Annotated in this window: 13 protein-coding genes; 9 read left to right on the top strand and 4 right to left on the bottom strand. The window is 70.2% G+C overall.

What is annotated here, in order from left to right; genetic code table 11:
• The first annotated feature begins 148 nt into the window (after positions 1-148).
• The 5 genes from SPOPO_RS0108680 to SPOPO_RS0108660 are packed head-to-tail and all read left to right on the top strand — an operon-like array spanning position 149 to position 5,689.
• A complete protein-coding gene (locus tag SPOPO_RS0108680) occupies positions 149-1,072 on the top strand; it encodes an ABC transporter permease (protein WP_028984625.1) in 924 nt (307 codons plus the stop codon).
• On the top strand, positions 1,065-2,000 hold the full coding sequence (locus tag SPOPO_RS0108675) for an ABC transporter permease (protein ID WP_019874393.1): 936 nt from the start codon (positions 1,065-1,067) through the stop codon (positions 1,998-2,000). The genes SPOPO_RS0108680 and SPOPO_RS0108675 overlap by 8 nt, the downstream gene beginning before the upstream one ends.
• Before the next feature lie 11 nt (positions 2,001-2,011).
• The gene (locus SPOPO_RS0108670) at positions 2,012-3,055 is read left to right on the top strand and encodes an ABC transporter ATP-binding protein (protein WP_019874392.1); all 1,044 of its coding nucleotides are present in this window, start codon (positions 2,012-2,014) and stop codon (positions 3,053-3,055) included.
• Positions 3,033-4,646, top strand: a complete 1,614-nt coding sequence (locus tag SPOPO_RS28520; protein WP_084670940.1) for a peptide ABC transporter substrate-binding protein — start codon at positions 3,033-3,035, stop codon at positions 4,644-4,646. The genes SPOPO_RS0108670 and SPOPO_RS28520 overlap by 23 nt, the downstream gene beginning before the upstream one ends.
• Before the next feature lie 23 nt (positions 4,647-4,669).
• Positions 4,670-5,689 (top strand): ABC transporter ATP-binding protein, encoded by a 1,020-nt coding sequence (locus SPOPO_RS0108660; RefSeq protein WP_028984623.1) that lies wholly within the window; start codon positions 4,670-4,672, stop codon positions 5,687-5,689.
• On the opposite strand, the gene SPOPO_RS28515 is transcribed toward SPOPO_RS0108660, so the two are convergent.
• The 4 genes from SPOPO_RS28515 to SPOPO_RS0108640 all read right to left on the bottom strand — a co-directional run bounded on the left by SPOPO_RS28515 (position 5,670) and on the right by SPOPO_RS0108640 (position 10,162).
• Positions 5,670-6,998 (bottom strand): MFS transporter, encoded by a 1,329-nt coding sequence (locus SPOPO_RS28515; protein WP_019874389.1) that lies wholly within the window; start codon positions 6,996-6,998, stop codon positions 5,670-5,672. The two genes, SPOPO_RS0108660 and SPOPO_RS28515, sit on opposite strands and share 20 nt — an antisense overlap.
• Before the next feature lie 10 nt (positions 6,999-7,008).
• Complete coding sequence (locus SPOPO_RS28510) at positions 7,009-8,376, bottom strand: MFS transporter (RefSeq protein WP_019874388.1); 1,368 nt, start codon at positions 8,374-8,376, stop codon at positions 7,009-7,011.
• Between the two features lie 92 nt (positions 8,377-8,468).
• Positions 8,469-9,548, bottom strand: coding sequence for an inositol-3-phosphate synthase (locus SPOPO_RS0108645; RefSeq protein WP_019874387.1), 1,080 nt, complete (start codon positions 9,546-9,548; stop codon positions 8,469-8,471).
• Positions 9,549-9,562: 14 nt separating this feature from the next.
• Positions 9,563-10,162, bottom strand: coding sequence for a PadR family transcriptional regulator (locus tag SPOPO_RS0108640; protein ID WP_019874386.1), 600 nt, complete (start codon positions 10,160-10,162; stop codon positions 9,563-9,565).
• A 217-nt stretch (positions 10,163-10,379) separates the two neighbouring features.
• On the opposite strand from SPOPO_RS0108640, the gene SPOPO_RS0108635 reads away from it, so the two are divergent.
• Genes SPOPO_RS0108635 through SPOPO_RS28495 form a run of 4 tightly spaced genes read left to right on the top strand, consistent with a single transcriptional unit; the run spans position 10,380 to position 15,977 of the window.
• Positions 10,380-10,784, top strand: coding sequence for a DUF5318 family protein (locus SPOPO_RS0108635; RefSeq protein WP_028984622.1), 405 nt, complete (start codon positions 10,380-10,382; stop codon positions 10,782-10,784).
• 6 nt (positions 10,785-10,790) lie between these two features.
• The gene (locus SPOPO_RS28505) at positions 10,791-13,424 is read left to right on the top strand and encodes a transglycosylase domain-containing protein (protein WP_019874384.1); all 2,634 of its coding nucleotides are present in this window, start codon (positions 10,791-10,793) and stop codon (positions 13,422-13,424) included.
• The gene (locus tag SPOPO_RS35090; protein ID WP_019874383.1) at positions 13,366-14,814 is read left to right on the top strand and encodes a glycosyltransferase family 87 protein; all 1,449 of its coding nucleotides are present in this window, start codon (positions 13,366-13,368) and stop codon (positions 14,812-14,814) included. The genes SPOPO_RS28505 and SPOPO_RS35090 overlap by 59 nt, the downstream gene beginning before the upstream one ends.
• Positions 14,811-15,977 carry a mannosyltransferase family protein gene (locus SPOPO_RS28495; protein ID WP_211210871.1) on the top strand — a complete coding sequence of 389 codons (1,167 nt, stop codon included), beginning with the start codon at positions 14,811-14,813 and terminating at the stop codon, positions 15,975-15,977. The genes SPOPO_RS35090 and SPOPO_RS28495 overlap by 4 nt, the downstream gene beginning before the upstream one ends.
• Positions 15,978-16,067 lie beyond the last annotated feature (90 nt).

Below are 16,067 nucleotides of genomic sequence, written 5' to 3'. Positions count from 1 at the left end.
TTCCACCGTCAGCTGATGGTCCCTCGCACTCTCCGCGGGGGACCATCGCTGTTCCGGAGCCCGGTTCGGCGCCGGACCGACCGGATCCGCGTAGCCTGATCGCGCCGGGCCGCCCGCCCGGTGCTCAGACCGTCCCCTGGAGCTGCTGATGGGTCGTTACGTCCTCAGGCGCCTTCTCCAGATGGCGTTCGTCCTACTCGGTGCGACCTTCCTCGTCTTCGCGATGGTCTACGCCCTGCCGGGCGACCCGCTGGCGGGCAAGTGCGGCGAGCGACCCTGCTCGGCGGAGTACGTCCGGGCCGAGACCGAGCGCCTGCACCTCAACGACCCGCTGCCCGTCCAGTACGGCCACTACCTGAAGGGGCTCGCGCAGGGCGACTTCGGGACGACGGCCGCCGGCGACGACGTGCTGGAGGAGATCAAGCGGACCTATCCGGTGACCCTCCGGCTGGGCACGATCGCGATCATCTTCGTCGCGATCGTGGGTGTCGGCGCCGGTGTCCTGGCCGGGGTGCGCCGCAACGGGCTCTTCGACCGGTTCTCGCTCGCGGGCACCCTGTTGGTGATCTCGCTGCCGATCTTCGTCATCGGCACGACCATGCAGTACTTCCTGGGGATCAAGCTGGGCCTGTTCCCGGTGACCGCGACGACCGGGTCCTGGGGGCAGCTGATCATGCCGGGCATGGCGGTGGGTTCCCTGTCGCTCGCGTATGCCACCCGAATAACCAGGACCAGCGTCGCGGAGAACCTCCGCGCGGACTACGTCCGCACCGCGAGAGCGAAAGGCATGCCGGAGCGCCGCGTCGTCGGCATCCACACCATGCGGAACTCGATGATCCCGATCATCACCTTCCTCGGCACGGAGTTCGGTGGCCTGCTCGGCGGGGCGATCGTGACCGAGGGCATCTTCAACATCCCCGGCATCGGTGGCCTCGTGTTCCGCGGCATCTCGCTGCGGGAAGGGGCGCTGGTCGTCGGCGTCTCGACCTTCCTGATCCTGATCTTCCTCCTGGTCAGCCTGATCATCGACCTCCTGTACGCCGTCCTCGACCCGAGGATTCGTTATGAGTGACCCGTCCGCAGTCTCGGCCGACCTCAGCTCGTCACACGTCGGGGGTGAGGTTCACGAGGAGTCCGCGCGTTCCCTCGGCCGCGACGCCTGGGACGACCTGCGCAAGCGCCCGATGGTCATCGTCGCGGTCATTCTGATCGCGATCCTGATCGTGATGGCCGCCTTCCCGGGCCTGTTCACCTCTCGCGGCCCCCGCGACTGCGCGCCTCTGTACGCCCGTGAAGGACCGTCAGGTGACGCCTGGTTCGGGCGCGACCTGCTGGGCTGTGACGTGTACGCGCGCACCATCTACGGCGCGCGGGCCTCGGTGGTCGTCGGTGTGCTCGCCGCGGCGATGGTGTTCATCGTCGGGGTCACGCTCGGCATGATCGCCGGGTACTTCGGCGGCTTCGTGGACACCATCATTTCCCGGACCGCCGATGTCTTCTACGGCATTCCGTTCATCCTCGGCGCGATCATCGTGCTGATCTCGCTGCCCACGGGATCCGACACCGCGTTCTGGATACCGGTGATGAAGGTCGTCCTGGCGTTGACCGTCCTCGTCTGGCCGGCGATGGGCCGCCTGATGAGGTCGAGCGTCCTGCAGATCAAACAGGCGGACTACGTCGCCGCGGCGCGGGCGCTGGGAGCCTCCTCGCCACGCATCCTGCGGACGCACGTGCTGCCGAACGCGGTCCAGCCGGCCATCGTCTACGCGACCGTCGCGCTCGGTGCGTTCATCGGCGCCGAGGCCACGTTGTCCTACCTCGGCGTCGGTCTGCGTCCGCCGGTCGTCTCCTGGGGTATCGACATCAACCGCGCCACGGGCTACATGCAGTCGAGTCCGCACATGCTGTTCTTCCCGGCGGTGTTCCTGTCGATCACGGTCCTGGCGTTCATCATGCTCGGCGACGCCGTGCGTGACGCCCTCGACCCGAAGCTGCGCTGAGAGGACCACGAGTGGCAGCTGAACAGCCGACCGAGGTCTCCTTCGAACTGCCGTCGGCGGACGCCCCGCTCCTGGCGGTCGAGGACCTGCAGGTGGAGTTCCGTACCCGCGAGGGTGTGGCCAAGGCCGTCAACGGCGTGACCTACACGGTCAACGCCGGCGAGACGCTGGCCGTGCTCGGTGAGTCCGGTTCCGGCAAGAGCGTCACGGCCCAGGCGATCATGGGGATCCTGGACTCTCCCCCGGGTTTCGTGACGGGCGGTCAGGTCCGATTCCGCGGGCAGAACCTCTTCGAACTTCCGCCCGAGGAGCGGCGCCAACTGCGCGGCGCCGAGATGGCGATGATCTTCCAGGACGCGCTGTCCTCGCTGAACCCGGTCTTCACCGTCGGCTGGCAGATCGGCGAGATGTTCCGGGTCCACCAGGGCATGTCGCGCAAGGACGCCAAGGCTCAGGCGATCGAACTGATGGACCGGGTGCGGATCCCGTCCGCCAAGTCCCGCGTCAACGACTATCCGCACCAGTTCTCGGGCGGTATGCGCCAGCGCGTCATGATCGCGATGTCCATCGCGCTGAATCCCGCGCTGCTGATCGCGGACGAGCCGACCACCGCGCTCGACGTCACCGTGCAGGCCCAGGTGATGGACCTGCTCGCCGAGTTGCAGCGCGACATGGGCATGGGCCTGATCCTCATCACGCACGACCTCGGTGTCGTCGCCGACGTCGCAGACAAGTGCGCGGTCATGTACGCGGGCCGCATCGTGGAGGAGGCGACGGTCCACGATCTCTACGCGGCGCCGGCCCACCCCTACACCGAGGGGCTGCTGTCCTCGATCCCGCGGCTCGACATGAAGGGCCAGGACATCTCGGTGATCAAGGGTCTGCCGCCGACCCTTACCCGCCTGCCGAGCGGCTGCGCCTTCCACCCGCGCTGCCCGCGCAAGCGGGCCCGCTGCGAGGTCGACAACCCGCCCCTGTACGAGATCCCCGGTGGCCGCGGCAGCGCCTGCCACTACTGGGAGGAGGTGCGGAATGACAACCTCGCGACGCCGTGAGACGGCGGCGGCCGGTGCAGCGGCGGCGGTGATCCTCAGTGGCTGTGCCGGGGTGGCGGAGGTGGCCGGGCCGGCAGCGCCAACCGCACCCACCGGGGCGATCACCGTCGCGAGGTGTCCCGCGGCGCGACCGTTGGTGCCCTCGGACACCGCCGAGTTGTGTGGGATGCGGGTGCTCGACGCGGTCACCGCTCGGCTGGTCCGCTACGACCGGGCGACCGGGCGCGCGCTGAACGACCTCGCCGCGTCCATCGCCACCAAGGATGCGCAGAAGTTCACGATCACCCTGCGCTCGAACGCGCGGTACTCGGACGGGACCCCCGTGCGCGCGGCCGACTTCGTGAGGGCCTGGAACCGCGGCGCCTACGGACCCAACAAGCAGGCGAACCAGTTCCTGTTCCAGCCCATTGCGGGTTTTCACAAGGTGGCGGGGAAGAAGCCGAGGACGAAGACTCTGTCCGGGCTGAAGGTCACCGGCGAGCGCACCTTCACGGTGAAGCTCAGCCGTCCCGGCTCCACGTTCCCGCAGCGGCTCGGGATGCTGGCCTTCGCGCCCCTGCCGCCGTCGTTCTTCGCGGACAACGGCGCTGCGTTTCAGCGGCGCCCGGTCGGGGCCGGTCCGTACCGGGTGGAGTCCGGCAGCCCCTCCGGTGGATTCGTCCTCTCCGCGAATCCCGGTTACACGGGCCCGACCCCGCCGTCGGTGGGTCGGGTGACACTGCGGCCGTACACGGACCACTCCGAGGCGTGGGCCGATCTCCTCGCCGGCGACGTGGATCTGATGGACGAGGTCTCCCTCCTGACCCCGCAGGTCTACGAGCGTCAGCTGGGGGACCGCGTCGCCCGCGCGCCGTCGATGGCGTTGCAGATGATCTGGTTCCCGTCCCCGAAGGCGGACCGGAGTTACGGCAGCGCGAAGCTCCGCCGCGCGTTGTCGCTCGCGATCGACCGGAACGCGGTGGTCCGCGCGGTGTGGGGGCGCGGCGCGGGTGCGGCCACGGGATGGTCGCCGCCGGGAGCGTTCGGTACCGACCGCAAGGGTTGCGGGCCGGCCTGCGCCTACAACCCGAAGCAGGCGAAGAAGCTGTTCAAGGAGGCCGGTGGCCACGCCGCCCCGCTGCGCATCTCCTTCCACGCCGGCGCCGACCACGAGGCGTGGGTCAAGGCCGTGTGCAGGTCCATTCAGAGCACCCTTGGGGTCACCTGCAAGCCGACCGCCGTCCGCGACTTCGCCACGTTCCGGAGCCGGGTCGAGAACCGCAAGCAGACCGGGATGTTCCGCGCCGGCTGGCTCGCTGACTACCCCTCACTGGAGAACTTCCTGACGCCGCAGTTCGCGTCGGGCGCCGTGGTCAACGACGGTGACTTCTCGGACGCCAAGTTCGACACCCTGCTCGCGAAGGCGGCTCGTACGGCCGACCCGGCGAAGGCGAACGCGGTGTACCGACAGGCCGAGCGGCGGCTGCGAACGCTGATGCCTGCCATTCCCCTGTACTACCCGGTGATCGCCGGTGGCTGGTCCACCGACATCGCGTCGGCTTCGCTCGGGGTCTTCGGGATCTTCGACCTGACCACGATCGAGCTGGCATGAGCGGGTTCGCGGAGGGAGCGCAGATGAGCACGCCGCCCGGCGAGGTCGTCCTCGAGGTCGACGACCTGGTGAAGCACTTCCCGATCGCGCGGGGAGTGGTGTTCAAGCGGCAGATCGGTGCGGTGCGCGCGGTCGACGGCGTGAGCTTCGAGCTCCGTCGCGGGGAGACGCTCGGCCTGGTCGGCGAGTCCGGCTGCGGGAAGTCGACCGTCGCGAAGCTCCTGATGGGGCTGGAGAAACCGACCGCGGGTTCGGCGATCTACAACGGCGACAACATCTTCAAGCTCAAGGGCGAAGCGCAGCGTCGGTTGCGCCGGCAGATCCAGCTCGTCATGCAGGACCCCTACTCCTCGCTGAACCCCCGGATGACCGTCGCCGACATCATCGGTGAACCGTTCGAGATCCACCCCGAGGTGGCGCCGAAGGGCGACCGGGCGGCCCGGGTCAAGGAACTGCTCGACCTCGTCGGTCTGAACCCGGAGCACATCAACCGCTACCCGCACCAGTTCTCCGGCGGTCAGCGGCAGCGCATCGGGATCGCCCGGGCGCTCGCGCTGCGTCCGGAGATCATCATCTGCGACGAGCCGGTGTCCGCGCTCGACGTCTCGATCCAGGCCCAGGTCATGAACCTGCTCGAGAAACTGCAGGACGAGTTCGGGCTCTCCTACATCTTCATCGCGCACGACCTGTCGGTCGTCCGGCACCTGTCCGACCGCGTTGCGGTCATGTACCTCGGCAAGATCGTCGAGACCGGGTCGGACGTCGAGATCTACGAGCACCCGACCCATCCGTACACGCAAGCCCTGCTCTCCGCCGTTCCCGTGCCCGACCCCAGACTTCGCGGGCACCGGCAGATCATCCGACTCGAGGGCGACGTGCCGAGCCCGGCGAACCCGCCCTCGGGCTGCCGGTTCCGGACCCGGTGCTGGAAGGCGCAGGACATCTGCGCGGAACAGGTCCCGGAACTTGTCGTCCGGGCGGCGAACCATCCGAGTGCCTGTCACTTCGCCGAGGAGCGGAACGTCATCCCGGTCCAGGACTGAGGGCCGCGGACGCGGGGGCCGACGCGGTCGCCGGCTGCTTGAGCGCGGTGCGGAGGAACAGCACGGCGGTCAGGGCGTAGCCGATGCTGACGGCGGTGAGCAGGGCGTAGGACTTGCCCGACTCCGGCATCACGAGCGAAGCGACCGCGGCAGCGCCGACGAACGCGAGGTTGAACAGCATGTCGGCAAGGGCGAACACCCGGCCGCGGAAGGCGTCCTCGACCGACTCCTGCACGATCGTGTCGACGCAGAGCTTCACCGACTGGGCGGCGATCCCGAGCAGGAACGCGCCGAGCACCAGGGGAGGCGGCTCGTAGGGCGCGACGAGCGCGAAGCCGAAGACCGCGGCCGCCGTCAGCGCGAGAACGATCCAGGCCGGCTTGCCGATCCGGCGCGTGATCACCGGCGTGATCGTGGCGGCCACGAAGAACCCGGCCCCGGCGGCGCCGAAGACCAGACCGAGACCGCGCATGGCGGCGTCGACGCCGTGCTCGGGGTCGTTGAAGTAGTTGCGGTACAGCAGCAGCGTCGCGATCGTGCCGGTGCCGTAACAGAACCGCTGCACCGCAAGGACGGCGAGACAGTTGCGCGCCATCGGCCGGGCCCACACGTGCCGGGCCCCGCTCGCGAGCCCGAGCGCCGTGGTGCGCAGCGCCTGCCCGGCCGACATCGCGGGGACCTCGCCGTCCGGGCCGAGCAGGTCACGCTCGATCCGGCGGGCCAGCAGCGCCGAGCACAGGTAGCCGGCCACGGCGGCGAGCATCAGCGCGGCGTCGGTGCCGCGCCCGCCGGCCATGCTCTGGTGCAGCGCGAGCCCGAGCCCGCCGCCGGCGAGGGAGGCCATCGTCCCCGACGTCGCCGAGACCGAGTTCGCCATGATCAGGTCGTCGCGGTCGACGACGTGGGGGAGTGCCGCCCCCAGCGTGGTCAGGAAGAACCGGTTGATCGAGATCGCGACCAGGGCGGTGGCGAACAGGGCGGCGCCGGTGACGCCGGTCCACGCCAGCGCGGCGACGACGCCGACCAGGCCGGCGCGGACCAGGTTGGCCCGGACCAGGACGTGCCGGCGGCGCCACCGGTCGAGGTACACCCCGGCGAACGGGCCGACGACCGTGTACGGGAGCAGCAGCGTCGCGAGGGCGGCCGCCGCGGCGCCGGCGTCGGCTTGCCGCTCCGGGGAGAAGAAGACGTAGGACGCCAGCGCCATCTGGAACATGCCGTCCGAGGCCTGCCCGGCCAGCCGTGTGGCGTACAGCTTCCGGAAGTCCCGGTGCTGCACCACCGCACGGAAGTCCGACGCGAAGGACACGCGATCGAGGCTAGGTACGCGCCGGATCCTCCGTGGCGGCTTCGCTCACCGAAGAACCTGTCATGGGGTTTTCGTTCCTTTCCTCCCGCTCGGGGCGCGTGCGCTCGCGCCGGGGGAGGCTCCGGCCGTAGAGCACGGCGGTGACGAGGTAGCCGATGCTGACCCCGACCAGGAGCGGGTAGGACTTGCCGGAGTCCGGCATCGCGAGGGCGCCGAGGCCGGCCGCGGCGAGGAAGGCCAGGTTGAAGACGGTGTCGTAGACGGCGAAGACCCGGCCGCGGTAGGCGTCGGCGATCGACTCCTGGACGATCGTGTCCACACAGATCTTCACGGTCTGTGTGGTGACACCGAGCACGAACGACCCGGCGACCACGAGCGCCGGCGTGTACGGCACACCGCACGCGAACCCCAGCACCCCGGCGGTCACGAGGGCCCAGACGATCAGGGCCGGCTTGCCGATCCGCGCGCTGACCGGCGGCGTCAGCACCGCGGCGAGGAAGTACCCAACCGCGCCGGCGCCGAAGACGACCGCGAGCTCGGCCATCGCCTCGTCCCCGTCGCCGCCCGGGTCGTTGAAGTGGTTCCGGTAGAGCAGGATCGCGGCCAGCGCCGCCAGGGCGTAGCAGAAGCGCAGGGCCGTGGTCGCCGCGAGCGCATTGCGGGCCGGGGGCTGGTGCCAGATGTGGCGGGTGCCGTCGACCAGACCGGCCGCGACGTGCCGGACCGCCTCCCGCACCGCCGGCGGCTCGTCGGCGAGGTCCGGACCGAGCAGGTCCCGGCCCATCCGGGTCGCGAGCCCCGACGCGGCCAGGTAGGTCGCCGCGGTGACGAGCATCGTGACCGGGTCGCCGTGCTCCTCCCCCGCGAGCGCGCCGACCCCCAGCCCGACGCCGCCGCCGAGCATCGCGGCAATCGAGCCGGCGGTCACGCTGACCGAGTTCGCCATGATCAGCTCGTCGCGGTCCACGACGTGGGGCATCGAGGCCGACAGCGCCGCCAGGTAGAAGCGGTTGATCGAGAGCGCGACCAGGGCGGTGACGTAGAGGACCGGCCCGGTGTTGTCCTGCCAGGCGATCAGTGCGACGCCGGTGACGACCACCGCCCGGGCGGCCGACGCCCCGACCAGCACCTGCCGGCGCCGCCACCGGTCGAGGAACACCCCGGCGAACGGTCCGACCAGCGTGTACGGCAGCAGCAGGACCGTGAACGTCGCCGCCGCCGAGCTCGCCGTCCCGGCCCGTTCGGGGGAGAAGAAGACGAACGACGCGAGCGCGACCTGGAACATCCCGTCGGCGGCCTGGGAGGCCAGCCGGGTCGCGAACAGCTTCCGGAAGTCGCCGTGCCGCAGCACGTGGCGCAGGTCGGCGACGGAGGACACGCGACGAGGCTACGTGGCGCGGTGAACCGAACGTGCACAAATGCGACGAGGCCGCCCCCGAGCGGGGACGGCCTCGTCGTACGGGTGTGCGGTCAGCGCTCGACCTCGCCGCGGATGAACTTCTCCACCAGCTCGCGGCACTCGTCGTCGCTGTACTGCTCCGGCGGCGACTTCATGAAGTACGAGGAGGCCGAGAGGATCGGGCCGCCGATGCCGCGGTCCTTGGCGATCTTCGCCGCGCGGACCGCGTCGATGATGACGCCGGCCGAGTTCGGGGAGTCCCAGACCTCGAGCTTGTACTCCAGATTCAGCGGGGTGTCACCGAAGGACTTGCCCTCAAGGCGGACGTACGCCCACTTGCGGTCGTCGAGCCACGGCACGTGGTCGGACGGGCCGATGTGGACCTCTTCGGCGCGCATCTCGTGCGGGATCTGCGAGGTGACCGACTGGGTCTTCGAGATCTTCTTCGACTTCAGACGCTTGCGCTCCAGCATGTTCTTGAAGTCCATGTTGCCGCCGAAGTTGAGCTGGTACGTGCGCAGCAGCTCGACGCCGCGGTCCTCGAACAGCTTGGCCATGACGCGGTGCGTGATGGTCGCGCCCACCTGGGACTTGATGTCGTCGCCGACGATCGGGACACCGGCGTCGGAAAACTTCTGCGCCCACACGGGGTCGGAGGCGATGAAGACCGGCAGCGCGTTGACGAAGGCGACGCCCGCGTCGAGGCAGCACTGCGCGTAGTACTTGTCGGCGATCTCGGAGCCGACGGGCAGGTAGGAGACGAGGACGTCGACGTTCGCGTCCTTGAGCGCCTGGACGACGTCCACCGGCTGCTCGTCGGACTCGTCGACCATCTCGAGGTAGTACTCACCGAGACCGTCGTGGGTCGGCCCACGCTGGACGGTGACACCCAGCGGCGGCACGTCCGCGAACTGGATGGTGTTGTTCTCGGAGGCGGTGATGGCCTCGGAGAGGTCGCGGCCGACCTTCTTGGCATCCACGTCGAACGCGGCCACGAACTCCACGTCCCCCACGTGGTACGGGCCGAACTGGACGTGCATCAGGCCAGGGACCCGCTGGCTGGGGTCGGCGTTCTTGTAGAACTCGACGCCCTGGACCAGCGACGAGGCGCAGTTGCCGACGCCGACGATTGCTACGCGGACCGAACCCATGTCTGGGTACTCCCTTACTTCGGATTCTCGGTGGTGGTGCTGGGGGTGGGTGGGACGGCCGGGCGGGGGTTGGCGCGCTCGGTGTCGATCAACTCGGTGAGCCAGCGCACTTCCCGCGCGACGGACTCCAGGCCGTGGCGCTGGAGTTCGAGGGTGTAACTGTCCACGCGCTCCGCGGTGCGGGCGGCGGCGTTGCGGAAGCCGTCCATACGCTCCTCGAGGCGGCCTCGTCGCCCCTCGAGGATGCGCAGCCGAACGGCCGCGTCCGTGCGCGAGAAGAAGGCAAAGCGGACGCCGAAGTTGTCGTCGTCCCATTCCTCCGGCCCGCTCGCCGCCATCAGCTCGGCGAAGTGCTCCTTGCCGTCGGCGGTCAGCTTGTACACGATCTTGGCCCGCTTGCCGGGGCGCGCGCCCTCGGTCTCGGCGGGCTCCTCCTCCGCGATCCAGCCGGCCCGGAGCATCCCCTTGAGGCAGGGGTAGAGCGAGCCGTACGAGATCGCGCGGAACGTGCCGAGCAGCGTGTTCAATCGCTTCCGCAGCTCGTACCCGTGCATCGGGGACTCGTGGAGGAGGCCCAGGACCGCGACCTCGAGCACACCCGTGCGCTTGGCCATCCGTCCCACCTCCTCGATCCCTCGAAGTCCGATTTCGATAGATCGAGCGGATGTATCGACTCGATATAACGAATTGGAAGGGACCTTACGTCGCCGACCGCCGGATGGCAAACGCCGGGCGACGCCCGCGTGTCGAGGACACAACCGATGTCCCCGAGGTCACGAGGTGGTCTCAGGACCCCGGGTGGACCAAGGTCATCGGCGTACATTGCTCGCCATGTGGTCCCAGCGCCTGTTCGTCGACTACGCCCTTCAGCGGCGTGCGACGCTGCACGCGCTCCACGCGGGGACGACGCACACCACCGACGTCTGTGACGCCGACCCCTACCTGCTCCGCGCGGCGAAGTTCCACGGCGAGCCCACCGAGGCCCTGTGTCCGGTGTGCCGGAAGGAACCGCTGACGCACGTCACCTACGTGTTCGGGGACGAACTGGGGCAATACTCCGGACGGATCAAGGCGACCACGGAGCTCGAGCCCATGGCACGAGAATTCGGCGAGTTCCGGGTGTACGTCGTCGAGGTCTGCCGCAACTGCTCCTGGAATCATCTGAGTTCGTCGTATGTCCTCGGCGACGGTGTGCCTCGAAGTCGCGGCCGCCGGCGCCGAGCCGCCGAGGAGTAGAGGTACGTGGCTTCCAAGAATCCGTTCCGCCGGCGGAACGACGAGAAGACGGCGGCGGGACCGCTCGCGGCCGAGGACGCCTGGTTCCGCCCGGACCCGCCGGCTCCGGCCGGTCGGCCGGCGCGGCGATCCACCGCGGCACCGAACGACGAGACCGGGCCGCTCCCGAAGGTCGCGGCGGACGAACCGACGGAGTCGTTCGCCCGGCCGAAGTTCGACGACAAGAAGCCGGCCGGCGTTCGCGCCGCCGCGGGCAGCAGCGGGGCCGGCGCCGGCAAGGCGCGGAGCTCCGGGGCGAGCGGCAAGGCCGGCGGGGGTTCCGCGGGCGCCCGGGGCACCGGCGGCCGCGGAGGCTCCGGCAAGGGTTCGGGCAGCGGTTCCGGTGGCGGGGGCCGCGGGCCCGGCCGTAAGTGGTGGGGCGGCGCCGCCGGCCCGCCCGGCAAGCCGAAGAGCAAGAAGAAGCGCCGGCTCCAGCGCGCGCTGTGGGCCTCGCTGGCCGTCGGCGTCATCGGCTTCTTCATGATGATCATCGCCTACTCGCGGATCGAGATCCCCGAGCCGAACGAGGTCGCGACCTACCAGACCTCGCGCGTCTACTACGCCGGCAACGAGGTCGAGCTCGGCCGGTTCGGCGAGATCAACCGCACGATCGTGGGCCTGGACAAGATGCCCCCGTCGCTGCGGGACGCCGTGCTCGCGGCGGAGAACCGCAGCTTCTACTCCGACAACGGTGTCTCGCCCCGCGGCATGTTCCGCGCGTTCTGGAACAACCTGCGCGGCGGGTCGACCCAGGGTGGTTCGACCATCACCCAGCAGTACGTGAAGAACACGTACCTGTCCTCGGAGCGGTCCGTCCAGCGCAAGCTCAAGGAGGCGCTGCTCGCGATCAAGATCGACCGCGAGAAGTCCAAGGACCAGATCCTCGAGGACTACCTGAACACCATCTACCTCGGGCGCGGCGCCTACGGCGTGCAGGCCGCGGCGAAGGCGTACTGGAACAAGGACGTCCAGAACCTCTCGGCCTCCGAGGGGATCGCGCTCGCCGCAATCATCCAGCGGCCCAGCGCGTACGAGCCGAGCGACGAGGACGGTCTGCGTCGCCTGCGCGACCGCTGGGGCTACGTCGCGGACGCGATGGTGACGACGAAGGCACTGACGCCCGAGGCCCGGGCCGCGCTGAAGTTCCCGAAGTTCCCGAAGCAGGCCAAGGCGCAGAGCCGGTACGGCGGTCAGCGCGGCTACATCCTCACCGCGGTGAAGAAGGAGCTGCAGCGCCGCGGTCTGTCGGCGGACGACATCGAGAACAAGGGCTACCGCATCATCACGACCATCGACGAGGAGGCCGAGAAGGCCGCCCTCGACGCGGTCGCCAAGGAATTCCCGAAGACGCAGAACAAGGGCCTGCGCACCGGCCTGGTCGCGGTCGAGCCAGGGACCGGTCGCGTCCTCGCGATGTACGGCGGTCCCGACTTCCTGGGCAAGGGCCGGTACGCGCAGGTGAACACCGCGACGTACCCGATCCAGTCCGGCTCGACGATGAAGATCTTCACCACCGCCGCGCTGCTGGAGGAGGGGTACTCCCTCAACAGCACCTTCTGGGGCAACTCGCCGCTGTCCCTGCCGGGGTCCAAGCCGGTCAACAACGAGTTCAACCAGGACTACGGTTCGGCGGTCTCGCTGCGGACCTCGCTCGCGCAGTCGATCAACACCGCGTTCGTCCAGGCCACGATGAAGATCGGGGCGCAGAAGGTCCGCCAGGCGATGGTCCGGGCGGGCATCCCGAACAACACCCCGGGTCTGGAGACCAACGCCCGCATCACCCTCGGCATCGCCTCGACGCCCGCGATCGACGTGGCCGGCGCGCTCGCGACGATCTGCGGCGGCGGCATCAAGGCCGAGCCGCACCTGGTCGAGCGCGTACTGATGCCGAACGGCGGTGAGGTGCCGATCCGCAAGCCGGACATCTCGCCCGAGCCCGTCTTCGAGCCGCACGTCATCTCCGGGACGCTCGAGGCGATGGAGGGGGTCGTGAAGGGCGGTACCGGCACCCGCGCCAAGGCGCTGAACCGTCCGGTCGCCGGCAAGACCGGTACCCACGAGGACCTGACCGCGTGGTTCTCCGGGTGCACCCCGCAGGTCGCGGCCTCGGTCGTGTACTTCAAGGGCGACGGCACCAAGTCGCTCGACGGCAGCGCGGGGATGTCCACGTTCTTCGGTGGCACCTACCCGGCCCAGACCTGGACGACGTTCATGAAGGGCGCGCTCAAGGGCCAGCCGGTCAAGGACTTCCCGATCGTCAAGACCAGCCCGACCTCGACGCCGACGCCGAGCAAGGACCCGTACGACCCGGGCGGCTTCGACGGCGTCGACCCCGGCACCGGCCTGCCGCCGAGCGGCCCCGGCCCGATCTTCCCGACGTTCGACCCGGGCCCGACGACGGTCCCGACGCCGACCCCGGAGCCGACGCCCAAGCCCAGCCCGACCGCGACCGGGTCCGCGACACCGAACCCGTCGGACGAGCCGGAGCCCTCGCCGTCAGCGGGCGGTGGCGGACCGGGTAACGGCGGCGGACCGGGTAACGGTGGTGGTCCCGGCAACGGCAACCCGGGCGGCGCCACCAACCCGGGCGGAGGCAATTAGCCCGGACCGGGTCGCGCCCTCGCTCGACGACCCCGTCCTCCGGTCGGGCAGCGAGGTTCTCGGCGGCCCGGCCGGACGGCGGCGGGCGTCCGCGACGGGCTGGTGGACACCGCTGCGGGTCCTGCTCGCGCTGGCCACGGTGGTGCTGGCGCTCGGCGTTCTCGAGCGCGCGGACTGCCGTGAGAACGCGTGGAGCCGTGACGACGGCCAGCAGTTCGTCCACGCCTGCTATTCCGACATCCCGCACATGTACCGGGAGCGCGGGTTCGCCGAGGGGGCCATTCCCTACGTCGACACCGGCGACTGGCAGGCGCTGGAGTACCCGGTGCTGTCCGGCCTCGTCATGTGGGTCAGCGCGGAGTTCACGTCGCTGATCGCCGACGGCACGGCGGACGCACGAGCCGTCCGCTACTACGACGTCAACGCCGTCCTGCTCGGCCTCGCCGGGCTGGCGCTGGTCGCGACCACGATGCTGCTCGCCGGCCGCCGACGACCCTGGGACGCCGCGCTGGTCGCGGCGTCCCCGCTGCTGGCGCTGCACGGCACGATCAACTGGGACCTGATCGCGGTCGCGCTCGCGACGGGTGCCCTGCTCGCGTGGGCCCGCCGACGCCCCGGCTGGTGCGGTGTCCTGCTCGGGCTCGGCGTCGCGGCGAAGCTCTATCCGGTCGTACTCCTGCTGCCGCTGGCGCTGGTGTGCATCCGCGCGCGGCGCTGGCGACCGCTGATCTGGACGGTCGCGACGACGGCCGCCACCTGGCTCGCGGTGAACCTGCCGGTGATGCTGGCGGCCCCCGAAGGTTGGCGCGCGTTCTACGAGTTCAACGCCGACCGCGGTGCCGACTTCGGCTCGTTCTGGTACGTCCTCGACCAGAACGGCCACGGCGTCGGCTCCCTCGACGTCGTCAGCACCGCCCTGATGATCGCGGCCTTCGCCGCCATCGCGGTGCTCGCCTTCCTCGCCCCGCAGCCCCCGCGGCTGATGCAGCTCGCGTTCCTCACGGTCGCGGCGTTCCTGATCTTCAACAAGGTCTGGTCGCCGCAGTACGCGCTCTGGTTGCTCCCGCTCGCCGCCCTGGCCCGGCCGCGCTGGCGTGACCTGACGATCTGGCAGGCCGGGGAGGTGATCTACTTCTTCGCGGTCTGGTACTACCTGCTCGGCGGCTTCGACCGGGGCCTGCCGATCGACGCGTACGGGGTGACGGTGGGGCTGCGGCTGGTCTGCCTGCTCTGGCTCGTCGCCGTCGTGGTGCGTGACGTCCTCCGTCCCGCCTGCGACCCGGTCCGAGCCGACGGCGTCGAGGACGATCCCGCCGCCGGATGGGCCGCGACCGCACCTGCGGTTCGACCGGAACCCACGGAGGTCGCACCGGTCGGGGCTCCGGCGTGAGCGATCTCCGCGCGGCGCTCGAGCGGGCGCGGCCGCGCGGCGTCGACGCCATCGCCCTGCGCTACTGGCTGCTGAGCCGGATCGGGATCCTCACCCTCGTCAGCGCCGGTGCGTGGCTGTTCGCCGAGAACCGCGAGGGCCGCACACCGGTCGACTACCTGGACCGATGGACGCAGTGGGACACCGTCCACTACGTCACGATCGCGCGCTGGGGTTACGACGGCGAGCCCGGCATTGGGCAGGTCGCGCCGCTGGAGGCGTTCTTCCCCGGCTACCCGCTGGCGATCCGGGCGCTTCACACGATCAGCGGCCTGGACCACGTCGTCGCCGGGCTCGCGATCTCGCTGGTCGCCAGCGCGGTCGCGATCGTCGCGCTCGCCCGGCTCGCTGCGATCGAGGCCGCGCCGGGGACGGAGCCCGCCGCCCTCGCCGAGCGGACGGTGCTGCTGTTCGTCCTCGCCCCGTCGGCGGTGTTCCTCGCCGCGGCGTACACGGAGGCGCTGTTCCTCGCGTTCGCGTTCCCGGCCTGGCTGTGCGCGCGCAAGGGCCGGTGGGCGGCCGCCGGTGTCCTGGCGGCGCTGGCGTGCGGGGTCCGGATCACCGGGGTCTTCGTCGCGGCGGCGCTCGTCGTCGAGTTCCTCACCGCGACCGACGGCCGGCGGCGGTGGCGCTCCGCGCCCTGGCTGGCGCTGCCCGCGCTGCCGGTCGCGGCGTACTTCACCTACCTCCACGACCGCACCGGGGACTGGAACGCCTGGCAGCACGCGCAGGAGCGCGGCTGGTACCGCACCTTCCACTGGCCGTGGGAGGCGCTGGCCAACACGTGGGAGGCGGCGTACGACGAGAAGCAGTCGACGGTCTTCGCCTGGAACTTCGGTGCGGAGATCGTCGCCGTCGGGATCGGGATCGCGCTCACGTTGTGGCTGCTGCGCAAGCGGCGCTGGGCCGAGGCCACCTACATCGGCCTGCAGCTGTACGCGTTCACGACGTCGTACTGGTTCTTCTCCGTCCCGCGCTCGACCCTGACCTGGTGGCCGCTGTGGATCGCGCTGGCCGCCTGGACCCTGCGCCGGCCGGTGGTTCTGCAGGGCTACCTGGCGGTGATCGCGCCGTTCGCCGTCGCCTTCGTCCTGCTGTTCAGCAACGGCCGGTGGGCGGGCTGATCGGCGGGCGACACACGCTCGGTGGTGAAGCAGTTACCCGTGGTGGCGCACGCGCCGGCGTCGGTTGAACGTTGTCTGTGAGTGAGCTTT

This window comes from Sporichthya polymorpha DSM 43042 (assembly GCF_000384115.1).
GTDB lineage: Bacteria > Actinomycetota > Actinomycetes > Sporichthyales > Sporichthyaceae > Sporichthya > Sporichthya polymorpha.
This window is presented reverse-complemented; position numbering and strand designations above follow the sequence as displayed.